The organism is uncultured Abiotrophia sp. (assembly GCF_938010525.1).
GTDB lineage: Bacteria > Bacillota > Bacilli > Lactobacillales > Aerococcaceae > Abiotrophia.
Window position 1 is genome coordinate 1 of record NZ_CALLVK010000011.1, and the last position, 12,735, is coordinate 12,735.

Below are 12,735 nucleotides of genomic sequence, written 5' to 3' on the forward strand. Positions count from 1 at the left end.
CGAAAATGGCCGACAGCCAGAAACGACGCCAGAGGGCTGCTTGGTGGCTGGCCTTTGCTTGGGCCGCCTGATCCGCCTCTTGCTGGATTTGCGCTTGGCTAGCTCCAGCTTGATCTGCTAGGACCTGGGCTTGATAGCCGGCCTCTGCCACGGTTTGGCAAATTATTTCTTCATTAATAGCGCCTGGCTGGTAGGTCACCGACAGGACTTCAGTGGCCAGATTGACGCTAGCCGCGCTGACTTCTGGCAGGCTGCTGACTGCAGACTCAATATTGGCCGCGCAAGAAGCACAGGACATGCCTGTTAGGGCGAAGTTTTGCGTCACTTGGGGCAGGACCAAATCATAACCGGCCGCCTGGACCGCTGCCTGCAAGTCTAGGGGGCTGACACTCCCTTCTGTCTCCAGGCTGACTTTTTCAGTTGCTAAATTAACTTGTGCTGACTTGACGCCCGTTACGGCCTGCAGGGCTACTTCCACTGCATGGGCACAAGAAGCGCAAGACAAGCCTTGAACCGCATATTCTTGTGACATGGTCATCACCTTCCTTAATCTCATTTTTAGATTACAAGTGTAATCTTCATTTCTAGTATAACACCTTAGATTACATTTGTAAACCCCTCTTTTTTCTCAGACTTAAGACCGATTTTACTCTTTATGCCAGAATATCCCTTGACGCATTATACTATGCGTTGTATAGTATAGGTGTAGAAAGGAAGAACGCCTATGGAAGCTCAACTCAAGCGTGGCCTTTTGGAAGTCTGTGTATTGGCCGCCCTGCGCCAAGAAGACTCCTACGGCTACAAAATTGTCAAAGATGTGTCGGAATACATTCCGATCTCCGAATCCACCCTCTACCCCATCCTCAAGCGACTGGAAGCCAACCAGGCGGTGGCTGCCTACTCGATTGAGCATAAGGGACGTCTACGCAAGTACTACCGCCTGACCCATGTCGGCCACAGTCAAATCCAGAACTTTCTCCAGGACTGGGACGCCGTCATGAAAGCCTACCACTTTATCCTAGGAGATGATCGACATGAATAGATACGACTTCAAACACCAACTAGCCCGGCGCTTGGCTGGCCTACCCGAGGAAGAACTGGCCACCACCCTGTCCTTCTTCGACGAAATGATTGATGACCGCCTAGATGAAGGCATGACCGAGGAGCAAGCCGTAGCGGACTTGGGTGACTTAGATGAAATTGCCAACCGGATTCTAGCGGAAATGTCACCCTTTGAGCGGGTCAAACAAAAACTCAAACCCAAACGCCCTATTTCGGGTGGCCAATGGGTCTTGATTGCCCTGACCTTCCCCATCTGGTTGCCACTTATTATAACGGTCGGCGCTATAGGCTTTGCCTTGGTTTTGGTGATGGCATCCCTACTCTTCGCCTTCTATGTCACGGTCTTTGCCCTTATTTTTGGCGGTGCATTCATAGCGGTGACCAGCCCCTTCACCTCCGGTTTCAACCTGATTAATGCCCTCTTCAACTTCGGGGCAGGTCTTTCCCTAGTCGGTCTAGGTCTCCTATTCTTGCCATGGGCCCAACGCGGCTTCCGCAATCTCAACCATCGACTGCGCTGGATTCACTCTCGTCGCGACTAGACTCACCTAGAAAGGAGCTTATTTATGAAAAACCTGACTAAAATCGCCATTTTACTCATTATCATTGGTCTCTTGTCCATTGGGACGGCCTTCGCCCTATCGGGTGGCGACCTAACCCGCTTCAGTATGGCCGGAACGCCAGAGAACAAGCAATACCAAGCCTCAGCTAGCGATGTGACCGAGTTGGTCGTCAAGGCTTCGATTGCGGATGTGACCGTCACAGGCGCTGACCAATCCGACATCAAGATTGACTATACCGAAGATCGCAGCATCAACTATAACATCAAGCAAGAAGGCTCCCGCCTGATTATGCAATCCAAGGGCCAGTTCTTCTTCTTCAATTTCTGGTCCTTCAACCCCTTCGGTATCTTCAATTCCCACAAGATTAACATTACCCTTCCTAAGGAGCTGGCCGCCAAAGTGGACGTCAGGTCTTCGACTGGGTCCATCACCGTCAGCGACCTTAACCTCAAGGACAACCTCAAACTCGACGACTCGACTGGCGACATCCAGCTAGAAAAGGTTAAGGCTAGCAAGGATATCAACGTCTCTGCCTCAACGGGTAAGATTAGCCTTGACCAGGTTTCCGGCCAAAACTTTGACCTATCTGCTTCAACGGGTGATATCCGCACCAAGCAAACCCAAGCCAGTGGCACGACCTTCAAGGCCAATAGTTCAACTGGGAGCCTGGACATTCAGGATTTGAATGATGTCCCAGACATTGAACTCTCCTCTTCAACGGGTGATATTAAGGCCACGATTCAAGGCAAACGCAAGGACTATCAAATCGACACCAAGACCATGGGCAACAAAACCCAAGAAAACGAAGGCGCCAGCAAGAAAGTCAAGGCCCACTCGTCAACTGGCAATGTTAACGTCCAATTCTCAGAATAATCGAGATAGAAAAAGAGGCCCTAGGGCCTCTTTTTTGTCTACCTGCTTCTGGCTTGGCTGGGCTGGCCACGGCGGCCGCTCTAGGCAAAGCTAGGCCCTTGTGGCGGACCGGCTTCAGCCAGCCTGCGGCTGTCTTCCGCCTTGGCGGTCTATGGTGGCCTATGTCGCTGCGCTCCAAGGCCACTCATACGCCCGCCATCCTAATGCCACAAGGGCTACTTTGCCCTGCAGCCACCTTGCCAAGCTTTGGGGGCTAAATATATGATTATATCCGCTTTTTCAGAAATTCAACTACATTTTGGGTAAAATGTGAAATGCCAATAACCCAGTTGCGCTTCTCAACATAAAACTCAAACCCTTGCTCCGTACTAATAATAGTCTTCTTATACTCTGGATTAGAGAATATTTTGTCTTGGTACTTCTCTCCACCATAAAAAATACAGTCTCTTAAATCCTCATAATCAACATTTTCTTGGTTTTCTAATTTCTCATAGATATCCTTTGCCTTAGCTTCACCTAGTCTAAGCTTTAAATCAAATAAGATTTTACCTAGTGAATACGAAGAAATAGACAAGAAAGAAACTAAAGAAAAAATGGAAGACGCTGTCGCCAAGTTCTTATATTTTAACAGATCATAAAGGTCATGTTGAACACCCTTTAAGATTTCCATTACTAAAGGATTGGATTTTAAGAATGTTATGAACTCGAAGGAGGCACCTGATTTTTCGATTATATCAATCGTAACTTGTCTATATTCATAAACACTAGAATACATATTTTTCATCATATTACCCGGAATATACTGCAATAACAATGAAATTGATAGAGATATTAAAACACCAACCAGCCAAGATCGGTTAGTAATCTTCCTAATAGAATGAAGGGGTAAAATTAAAGTCAACAAAGCATAAAATAAACTTGAATTGATAAGAAAAGTCCCAATACTCTCTACGCTTGAAAGATGTTCAAAATCATTGATACTGAAGAAAATGATTGTAGAAATGAGTGGAACAGAATAATAAAACAAGCTAGGAATATAGAACCTCGAAGACATAATTATCCCAAGAATCAGTATTGTCAATATAATGTATTGCACAATTTCTGGAAACTGGATTTTCACAGTAAATAAAGTCACTATGGATATCAGGAAAATGGTTCCGTAGATTACAGAAAAAATAGCTTGGTCAATCTCTTGGCGACTTTTCAAATCAGTTAAGTACCCTTTTTCAGTGACATAATACAATTTTTTCTCTCTTATAAGTTTATACTTATCTCGTTTGTCATCAATCTCTTCTACTATCTCTTTTCTACACCAATAAAATAATCCTATAATGACTATAAGTGCAAAAAGATGATGAAAGACACTTCCTGGATATAAAATCACAAGTGTAGCAATACCTAAAAATATTGCGGTTGATATTTTTGCGTTTTTGTTCATCCTTACTCTCCTTCGAATTTATTTGCGTTTGAAATATAAATTTAAACAACAAAAATAATCATATTATAATTACTACTTCTTCTACTATAAGTTTTACAAACATACCACTGATTTAGTTACAAGAAGTCAATCACACCCACTCAGCCTAAAATCAAGATGAATCATCAGTGACTGATAGATGAGAACTCTCTCCTAAAAATCCGAGATTTCCTGTAGTTTGGCTCCTGAACTAAAAGATATCTTTGCTCCACAAAGTCAGTCACCAAAATAAGCTTTTAATCTCGCTACTTGTTCTTGACCCAACATCTCTTGACCGTCAATCAGTTTATTTAGGGCATCAAGCTCCACACCAGAAGTCTCACTCAGTCGTTTGAGATAGTCCGCCCCTTTACTTTGTAATTTTATACGGATTAATTCCGCATAGTAGTCATTGGTCACCCTAAGAACGGTGGCTTCATCCCGAATGTCGATGGTGTCACTCAGCAAATCAAAAACCGTCTGCAAATTCAAGAGGCCCGCTAAATTACGAATGACCTGCTTAATTTGGCGCAAGATATAATCATTTTCAACAAACATAACGCTTCCTCCTTTTGGCTGATAACTCTGCTTACACCCTTATTATAGCCCTCTAAAACAAAAATAAATAGGCCTACTTCATTTAAATACAGGCTTTGCCGACTATTTTTTCATCCTAACTTCGGCACCAACTTAAGGAAATTGAGGCGGCCAAAGACTTGCTCCAGGAGCTCAATTTTTAACGCTAGTCCCTAGCCTTGGCCTAGGCGGACGCGGGCAAAGTGGCCCTTGTGGCCACTAGGATGGCGGGCGTATGAGTGGCCTTGGAGCGCTAGCGACTTAGGCCACCATAGACCGCCAAGGCGGAAGACAGCCGCAGGCTGGCTGGAGCCGGTCCCGCCACAAGGGCCATCTTTCCCTAAGCATCCGACCAGGCCAAGGCAGACCGAGGCAGAAACAAAAAGGACCCAGCCCCTAACAAAGAGGCTGGGTCCTTTTTAACTAATCAAATGCTGACATTAAATCTGGGTTTTGGGTGGTTTGGAAGGAGACCTGACCCTCTTGGTCTGGTTGGGACGTGGCTTCCAAAATATAGGCATGATTGTGACGCTTAACAAAGGCTATGACCTGTTTGCCATCTAGGCGCACATAAATAGCCGTCACTTCATAGTTGAGGTCGCTCTTGCCTAGCTGCATGCCATAGAATTGGAAGCTTGCTGCTTGGCCGTCCACTTTGGCTTGGTTAAGGACTTGGTCGGGAACCGCCAAATCATAATATGACAAGGCTGTAGCTGGGGTTGCGGCCTGGTAAGTTTGGCCTTGGGCCTTACCGTAGGCTTCCATGACTTGGGCAATATGATCCTTTCTAATGTCACTTGGCCCCGCGATTGTGCCCTCATCACTCGTCTGGCCACTGTCCCGATTGTCAGGATTGAGATACTTAGCAAAGCCCTGACTCAATTCCTGATTCTCGGTCTCTTTGAAATCTAACTTATCGCTGTCAGACAAATGGGCCTGACTGTAGAGGACTTGGGGCTGGCCTTGATGGAGAGTGAAGAGGTAGAGATGACGCTGACTTGGGTCCGAATCGGTGGTCTCATAGCTATCCAAGACCAGGTAATCGTACCGAGCGTTTTTGACATTGCCCATAATATTCCAGGTCACGGCTTGCCCATGGACGGTGGCGTTTTTGAGCCGATTACTGCTGTCGCCAATACCCACAAAATCCTCCAAATGCAAAGGCCGATAGTCTTGCTTCATGCCTTGGGCCCACTTGAGGAAGAAGGAAGCAAAGGCTTGCTTATCCCAATTGAGATAGTGCTGAAAGTCTGCTGACTCCTGCTCAATGCGTTGGCTATCTTGAGGGTGGAGACCCTTGAGCCGCTCCCCTTCCTGATAGGCCGCGGTAAAAGGCACTTGGACTGAAGACCGCGCGTCTTCACTCAGCGAATCGCGGTAGTCCAACTGTTTTTGATAGGCAGCTTGCATCTGCTTGAAATAAGAGGGCTGAGCCTGACTGCTAGCCGGCTCCTGGCTGGCTTGCGAGGCCCCTTGAGATTTGGCCTCACTTGCTGACTGACTACTTGACTGGCTATGACTGGATTGACTAGTAGACACACTGCTGACGGATTCACTGGTCACAGAATTCGCGACCTGTGTGCTAGTAGCTCCTTGATTGCCTTGACCATGCCCACACCCACTCAGGGCTAGGGCTCCAATAACCGTACCGACGAGTAATGCATACCGCTTACTCATGGTGACGCGCCTCCTTTTTGCTTGTGACTTTTACTTACACCCTAATTATAGTCTTCTCTACCAAAAATAAAAAGTCCTAGACCATTTAAATACAGGCTTTGCTGACAAATTATTCGCCCTAACTTCAACACCAACTTATGGAAATTAGGGCGACCAAAGACTTGCGCCAGGGGCTAAAGGGATGACTAGCGCATTAGAGGCCCTTGGAGCGCAGCGACTTAGGGACTCAATAGCTAGGCAAGGCGAGAGACTGGCTGGACAAGCGCCAACCGGTCCAGCCCCAAACCAAGTTTTTGGCTTGAGCCCCGATTTCCAAGTCACACACCCCAGCCTTGGCTAGGCCGGGTGCGGACAAAGTGGCCCTTGTGGCCTCAAGGATGGCGGGCGTATGAGTGGCCTTGGAGCGCAGCGAGTTAGGACACCATAGACCGCCAAGGCGGAAGACTCGCCCCTGCGAGGCTGGAGCCGGTCCCGCCACAAGGGTCCACTTTGCCCTAAGCACCCGACCAGGCCAAGGCAGACCGAGGCAGCAACAAAAAAGACAGAGGTCCTTCAGACCTCTGTCCTCCACAAGCTATAGCTTGTCTTATTTACCGAATGACTTAACGCGATCTTGGTCAGCCATGTATTCTTTGTCGCCAGCTGGCGCTACCACGCTACCGAATGGTGCTTGAGCACGTAATTTCCAAGTAGATGGGATATTGTATTTAGCGGCTACTTTCTCGTCAACTAATGGGTTGTAGTGTTGCACGTTCATGCCGATGTTTTGTTCAGCCAATGCCAACCATACTGCGTATAAGTTGATCCCGTGGGCTTGTTCTGACCAGATTGGGAAGTTGTCAGCGTAGAGTGGGAAGTTAGCTTGTAAGCCTTCTACGACTTCTTGGTCTTCGAAGAAGAGGATGGTCCCAGCCCCTGCTGCGAAACCTGCTAAACGACCTTTAGTCCCTTCAAAAGCTTCCGCTGGCGTTACCTTTTCAAGTTCGCTATAAGCAATCTCGTTCCAGAAGTCTTCAGACTCTTTGCCGAATAAGATGACAGCACGGCTAGATTGAGAGTTGAAGGCAGATGGTGCTTCTTTCATGGCTTTTTCTACGATTTCAACAAGAGCATCGTTAGAAACTGGCAGCTCCTTACCGAGTGCGTAAATTGAACGACGTTTTGCTTGTAATTGGTTAAAGTTTGACATATTAATTACCTCTATTCTTTCTATTTTATATATTCTAATCCCCAAGGGATATTTAATTTACTTAGATTATTGAGCGCTTTGCGCAATGGCCTTTTCTAAATCATCTACCACATCTTGCATGGTGATGCGCTTGAGCTCATTTTCCATGGCCGCTTGGATCTGTATCAATTTGCCATCTACCGCTTGGTGAATATTGCGGCCTACCGGACAGTCCTGATGTGGGTTAGGATGGAAATTAAAGAGCCCATCCTTATCGACACTGTCTACCGTGACATAGATATCATAAAAAGTGATGGCATCCAGGGGTTTGGCCAAGCGTGACCCCCCACTGCCTTGACGCGACTCGATAATGCCCGCCGCCTTCAAGCCGGATAGGACCGACCGAACGACCACGGGGTTGACCTGAATACTCTCCGCTAGGAAGTTACTGGTCACGCGCTGCTGGTCTTGTCTCAAATAGATGACGGCCAATGAATGGATTGCAATGGTAAAGCGACTTGATATTTGCATAGACTCACACCCTATTTCTTACTTTCTTACCATGGTTGTGACGACTTAAGGCTGCTTAAGCAACCGTCTGCCTGGTTTACCATTGGCTACTGGGACAACTCCTTAATCTACCCTCCTTTATTGTCAAATGCTAACTTGTAACTTTCTGTGTTACAAGTTTATGTTTAAATCTTACCACCCTGTCTTTTATTTGTCAACCCCATTGACTTAAAATTGTTAGGCTTCATTTTTCCTTGATATAGAGCCCTTTCTAGCCAATTTGACTTAGCCAGAGCGAGTTCAAGGACAAATTTTTTTGAGTCCTGCAGGTTGGCCCCTTCCATTTGCCCTAATCCTAAACACGAACGAGGCCATTTTTCTTGGCCCTGGCCATTCGTTTTTTAGCCACAAGGCCTGACATTTCTGTTATAATCATAGCAGAAGCCCCTTGCAAGGGCTGGCCATTACCAAGCATTCTAGGAGGACCGCTAATCCATGACCCATCTATCTGATATTGAAATCGCCAACTCTGTTAGCCCTCGCCCCATCGAGGACATCGCTGCTTCAGTGGGCTTAAAACCCCAAAACCTCTTCCGCTACGGCCATCACATCGCCAAAGTGGACCTGGCTTCCCTGCCCAAAGAAGCAAGCAAGCCAGGCAAACTAGTCCTAGTGACTGCTATCACCCCTACGCCTGCTGGCGAAGGTAAGACCACGACCTCAGTAGGTCTGGCTGATGCCCTGACCCTGATTGGCAAGAAGGCCGCCATCGCCCTGCGCGAACCCTCCCTTGGCCCAGTCTTTGGGGTCAAAGGGGGCGCCGCTGGGGGCGGCTATGCCCAAGTCATTCCCATGGAAGATATCAACCTGCACTTTACCGGGGACTTCCATGCCATCGGCGCGGCTAACAACCTGCTGGCGGCCATGCTGGACAACCACATCCACCACGGCAATGCCCTAGGCATCGACAGCCGTCGTATCACCTGGAAACGGGTGGTCGACATGAACGACCGCCAGTTGCGTCATATCGTCAACGGCCTCCAAGGCAAGATTAACGGCGTACCGCGCGAAGACGGCTACGACATTACCGTCGCTTCCGAAATCATGGCGGTCCTCTGCTTGGCGACCAGCCTATCTGACCTCAAGGAGCGCCTGGCTCGCATCATCGTGGCCTATACCTTCGACGGCCGCCCTGTGACGGCCGCTGACCTCAAGGCTGAAGGCGCCATGGCCACCCTGCTCAAGAATGCCATTAACCCTAACCTGGTTCAAACCCTGGAAGGCACTCCTGCCTTTGTCCACGGTGGACCATTCGCCAACATCGCCCACGGCTGTAACTCGGTCCTAGCAACCAAGCTAGCCCTCCGCCAAGCCGATTATGTGGTCACCGAGGCTGGCTTCGGCGCTGACCTAGGTGCAGAAAAATTCCTAGACATCAAGTGTCGCCTGGCTGACTTAGAGCCTGACGCAGTCGTGCTAGTTGCCACCATCCGGGCCCTCAAGATGCACGGTGGCGTACCTAAGACGGACTTAGGTCCTGAAAACGTGGATGCCGTCAAGGCTGGCTTGCCTAACTTGGACAAGCACTTGGCTACCATCCAAGAATCCTTTGGCCTGCCAGTGGTCGTGGCCATCAACAAGTTCCCAACTGACACCGAGGCTGAACTCGAGGCCGTCTACCAAGCCTGCCAAGCCCGTGGCGTCGACGTGTCTATCTCCGATGTTTGGGGCCAAGGCGGGGCCGGCGGTCGCGATTTGGCTGAGAAAGTAGTGGCTCTGACGGAAGCTCCTAAGGACTTCCGCTACATCTACGACCTGGAAGATTCCATCCAAGACAAGATCACTAAGATCGTCCAAAAGGTCTACGGTGGCGCAGGCATCAGCCTGACCCCAGCGGCCAAGCGTGAGCTCAAGGAACTGGAAGACCTGGGATTCGGCCAGCTACCAATCTGTATGGCCAAGACCCAGTACTCCTTCTCCGACAATGCTAGCCTGATTGGCGCACCTAAGGACTTCACTGTCACCATTAAGAAACTCAAGGTCTCTGCCGGCGCAGGCTTCATCGTGGCCTTGACCGGCGACATCATGACCATGCCAGGTCTGCCTAAATCCCCTGCCGCTGAACGTATCGACATCGATGCCGACGGCAAGGTGACCGGCCTCTTCTAACCTAATCCGAAACAAGCAAAGAGCCCCTGCCAGATGGCAGAGGCTCTCTTTATTTATCTTGTAAACTTGGCAAGTAATGCAGCAAGGCATGGGCCACGCCGTCTTCTTGATTGGACAGGGTCACGTAGTCCGCCTGGGCCTTAATGGCCTCACTGGCATTGGCTATAACCACCGCCTGGCCTACCACCTGGAACATGGCCAGGTCATTGGTCCCATCGCCAAAGGCCATGAGTTCCTGTCGGGTCAAGCCTTCGCGCTCCTGAATATACTGGATACCCAGAGATTTCTGGGCCAGGCGCGGCGTGACTTCCAGATAAGGAATGCTGGTCTGGTAGAGACCAATTTCGGCTTCTGGATAGGCTGTTGGCAAATAGGCTTTGACCTCTTCCATGAGGTCATGGTCGAAGGTTACCAGCATGAGCTTGAAGACCTTGCGCCAAGGGGCCTGGAAGAAGTCCTCATAGTCCACCAAGACATAGTCTAGACCAGTCAAGTTCTGCTCGTAGGCCACACAGTCATCGTAGCGGTCCACAAACCAGGTCTGATCGTCGAAGACACTGATGCTGAGGTCAGGATAACGACCTCTTAAATCCAGGACCAGGGTCTTAGCTAATTCATATTCCATCCGGACCTCATGAATGACTTGGTGGCCCTCAGGGCTGGCTTGGAAAATATAGCCCCCATTGAAGCCCACGTGGACATCATGCAGGCCCAGCTGGTCGATAGCTTCCCGCATTTCCATAGGCGAGCGGGCTGATACCAGAGTCAGGGGCAGGCCAACTTGACGAATGACCTGGGCCGTCTCCGGGCTAATGCGGCCGTCCTCCCGCAGAATGGTTCCGTCCATATCGGAAAAAAGATGTCTAATCATGGCTGCCTCCTTGCTAGCTTGTGCTTACTAATCGTTGACAGACGCCTTAATTATTGAGAATAAATTTCTCAAAATTGAATATTTTCATAAGAAGCAAGAAGGTTACCATCACGAGTAGAACTAAAACCGCGATAAAGACCACCGTTTCAAAGACACCTAGAATTAAGACCCCGGTGGATTGAGAAAGCAAGATACCGATGATTGGCATTACGATGATCATGGCTACCCCTTGGGCTGACTTACTGTTCTTCAAATATTGTGAACTGCCAATAATCAGCAAGATTGATAAAAAGACCAGCAGAGGCGAAATCACTAGGATTACTAATATCCAGGTCAGATTAGGCAAGATCAAATGCCCAAAATAGCCCCAGCCTAGTGTATTCACCACTAAGGTATAAGCCAGAGAGGAAAGCGTGGACAGGGCCAAGGACGGCAAGGCACAACCTAAGGCTTTTCCTAGAATCAGGATTTTTGGCGATAGGGGCGTGTATAAAAGGCCCTCCAAAGTCTTGTGCTCCTTCTCCCCAATAAAGCTGTTGCTGGCTAATAGCGTCGCAAACATAATAGGCTGCAACATAAATAGCGGTAAGAAGAAGTAGGTCAGGACAGCGTAGAGGGGTATGGTTTCCTTGGTCAGATAAGCTGGATAATCGATAAGCTTAAACTGTTCAAGAAAAGTATTAAGACCCACTATGCTAGCCGACATTTCCTTACTCGTGCCCACAAGTAATATGAGGGTTGGAAGGACAAGGCTAAAGATAATGGCCATGGACAGTAAGGACAGCAGTAAGCCTTTCTCCTTGACTAATTCCTTGTATTCCTTTTTGATTATGACCTTTATTTGATGTCTATTCATGGCTGTCTACCCCAATAATTCTAAAGTATATTTCTTTGACGGTTTCCCTTACTTTATAGACATAATGAATGTCATTGCCTTTTTGAACTAAGCTTCTGACCAGGTCAGCTAGTTGATTATCGCTCTCCACTGAGACGGTAAATTCATCCTGCAGATTCCCCGCTACCTGGCCATGGGCATCTAATTCCTTGATATGATCAGGGTTAAATTTACCTTCAAAATGGACTTGCTTATCTTGGCGACGTAGCTTATCCACTGCATCGCTGATTAGGATCTTTCCTTCAGAGATAATGCCAATACTATCGACCACGCCATCCATGCCATAGAGATAGTGGGTGGACATGATAATGGTCACGCCCTCCTGCTTGAGGGTCTTAATGAAGTCATAAAACTCATCAATGGCAGCTGGGTCTAGCCCTGTTGTTGGCTCATCCAAAATCAAGACCTCAGGATTATGAAACATGGCTCTAGCCAGCATGACTTTCTGCCGATTACCCTTACTGAGACTCCCTACTGGCATGTTGGAATAGGCTTCTAAATGAAACTTCTGCTTCAAGTCAACTAGGCGTTTTTTGATCGTGGCTTGGTCTAAACCATAGATTTGACCCCATAAGGCCAGATTGTCTTCAAGCGTTAGATTTTCATAGAGATTCCCATCATTTTGAACCCCAATACGCAATAAGAGATCAGACCGGGATTGAGCAGTTAGCTCCTGGCCAAAGAGCCTAATGGTCCCCGTCTCAGCCTTCAACAAACCTAAAATGATACGAATCAGGGTAGTCTTCCCTGCCCCATTGGGTCCCAGCAAGGCGAAGACTTGGCCTCTCCCAATACTTAAAGAGACATCTTGAATAACCTCTTTTGACCCAATTTTCTTATTAACTCCATTAATCTCAATTACCATTAGCTTTTCGCGCTCCTCTTACGACATCAATCAAGCAAAGAAAATATATG

At 48.1% G+C, this 12,735-nt stretch carries 14 protein-coding genes; 4 read left to right on the forward strand and 10 right to left on the reverse strand.

The window, feature by feature from the left end; translation table 11 throughout:
* On the reverse strand, positions 1–532 hold a 532-nt coding region (locus Q0339_RS01795; protein WP_298077068.1), incomplete at its 3' end, for a copper ion binding protein.
* A 192-nt stretch (positions 533–724) separates the two neighbouring features.
* On the opposite strand from Q0339_RS01795, the gene Q0339_RS01800 reads away from it, so the two are divergent.
* From Q0339_RS01800 to Q0339_RS01810, 3 genes are read left to right on the forward strand one after another with little or no spacing between them, the layout of a single operon-like run.
* On the forward strand, positions 725–1,042 hold the full coding sequence (locus tag Q0339_RS01800) for a PadR family transcriptional regulator (RefSeq protein WP_023391732.1): 318 nt from the start codon (positions 725–727) through the stop codon (positions 1,040–1,042).
* Positions 1,035–1,604 (forward strand): DUF1700 domain-containing protein, encoded by a 570-nt coding sequence (locus Q0339_RS01805; RefSeq protein WP_298077069.1) that lies wholly within the window; start codon positions 1,035–1,037, stop codon positions 1,602–1,604. The genes Q0339_RS01800 and Q0339_RS01805 overlap by 8 nt, the downstream gene beginning before the upstream one ends.
* Before the next feature lie 24 nt (positions 1,605–1,628).
* Entirely contained in the window at positions 1,629–2,498 is an 870-nt protein-coding gene (locus Q0339_RS01810; protein ID WP_298077070.1) for a DUF4097 family beta strand repeat-containing protein, read from the forward strand.
* A 265-nt stretch (positions 2,499–2,763) separates the two neighbouring features.
* On the opposite strand, the gene Q0339_RS01815 is transcribed toward Q0339_RS01810, so the two are convergent.
* The 6 genes from Q0339_RS01815 to Q0339_RS01840 all read right to left on the reverse strand — a co-directional run bounded on the left by Q0339_RS01815 (position 2,764) and on the right by Q0339_RS01840 (position 7,906).
* Entirely contained in the window at positions 2,764–3,936 is a 1,173-nt protein-coding gene (locus Q0339_RS01815) for a hypothetical protein (RefSeq protein WP_298077071.1), read from the reverse strand.
* 255 nt (positions 3,937–4,191) lie between these two features.
* Positions 4,192–4,512 (reverse strand): hypothetical protein, encoded by a 321-nt coding sequence (locus Q0339_RS01820; RefSeq protein WP_298077072.1) that lies wholly within the window; start codon positions 4,510–4,512, stop codon positions 4,192–4,194.
* Positions 4,513–4,953: 441 nt separating this feature from the next.
* Positions 4,954–6,207, reverse strand: a complete 1,254-nt coding sequence (locus Q0339_RS01825) for a DUF4767 domain-containing protein (protein ID WP_298077073.1) — start codon at positions 6,205–6,207, stop codon at positions 4,954–4,956.
* Between the two features lie 226 nt (positions 6,208–6,433).
* A complete protein-coding gene (locus Q0339_RS01830) occupies positions 6,434–6,685 on the reverse strand; it encodes a hypothetical protein (RefSeq protein ID WP_298077074.1) in 252 nt (83 codons plus the stop codon).
* A gap of 108 nt (positions 6,686–6,793) precedes the next feature.
* Entirely contained in the window at positions 6,794–7,396 is a 603-nt protein-coding gene (locus tag Q0339_RS01835; RefSeq protein ID WP_298077075.1) for a nitroreductase family protein, read from the reverse strand.
* 66 nt (positions 7,397–7,462) lie between these two features.
* Complete coding sequence (locus Q0339_RS01840) at positions 7,463–7,906, reverse strand: Rrf2 family transcriptional regulator (protein WP_298077076.1); 444 nt, start codon at positions 7,904–7,906, stop codon at positions 7,463–7,465.
* Positions 7,907–8,380: 474 nt separating this feature from the next.
* On the opposite strand from Q0339_RS01840, the gene Q0339_RS01845 reads away from it, so the two are divergent.
* Positions 8,381–10,054, forward strand: a complete 1,674-nt coding sequence (locus tag Q0339_RS01845) for a formate--tetrahydrofolate ligase (protein ID WP_298077077.1) — start codon at positions 8,381–8,383, stop codon at positions 10,052–10,054.
* A 49-nt stretch (positions 10,055–10,103) separates the two neighbouring features.
* Here Q0339_RS01845 and Q0339_RS01850 read toward each other — a convergent pair whose 3' ends face one another.
* Genes Q0339_RS01850 through Q0339_RS01860 form a run of 3 tightly spaced genes read right to left on the reverse strand, consistent with a single transcriptional unit; the run spans position 10,104 to position 12,685 of the window.
* A complete protein-coding gene (locus Q0339_RS01850; RefSeq protein ID WP_298077078.1) occupies positions 10,104–10,925 on the reverse strand; it encodes a Cof-type HAD-IIB family hydrolase in 822 nt (273 codons plus the stop codon).
* A gap of 46 nt (positions 10,926–10,971) precedes the next feature.
* On the reverse strand, positions 10,972–11,781 hold the full coding sequence (locus tag Q0339_RS01855; RefSeq protein WP_298077079.1) for an ABC transporter permease subunit: 810 nt from the start codon (positions 11,779–11,781) through the stop codon (positions 10,972–10,974).
* Positions 11,774–12,685, reverse strand: coding sequence for an ABC transporter ATP-binding protein (locus Q0339_RS01860; RefSeq protein WP_298077080.1), 912 nt, complete (start codon positions 12,683–12,685; stop codon positions 11,774–11,776). Before Q0339_RS01860 ends, Q0339_RS01855 begins: the two co-directional genes overlap by 8 nt.
* Positions 12,686–12,735 lie beyond the last annotated feature (50 nt).